This window comes from Paraburkholderia sp. BR14320 (assembly GCF_040948665.1).
GTDB classification, from domain to species: Bacteria; Pseudomonadota; Gammaproteobacteria; order Burkholderiales; family Burkholderiaceae; genus Paraburkholderia; species Paraburkholderia youngii.
Window position 1 is genome coordinate 1 of the sequence record NZ_JBFPKG010000335.1, and the last position, 261, is coordinate 261.

A 261-nucleotide genomic window follows, 5' to 3' on the forward strand; every position below is an offset into this window, starting at 1 on the left:
TGTCGACGATCAAACTGATCGCCTCGCCTCTGGACAGGCAATCGGCGACGCGCTGGCAGCGCTGTTTGACCTGAATCTCAAGCGCGCGAAACCGCTCGCTGAGCAACCCGAAGCTCGGCACCGCGATGTCCAGTCCGCGCAGCGCCCAGAATTCCTGCATATGGCCGGTGATCTGCCGCATGCCCCAGTTGAACAGGCGGTAGAACGTGAAAATCAGTTCGAGGTACGCATCGCTGTAAGTCTGGGACTGGCCCGACACGC

General features: G+C 60.9%; 1 protein-coding gene. It reads right to left on the bottom strand.

Going from position 1 to position 261, the window contains the following annotated elements; translation table 11 throughout:
- A partial coding sequence (locus AB3X89_RS40545; protein WP_368588100.1) for a transposase occupies window positions 1–261 on the bottom strand: 261 nt, incomplete at both ends.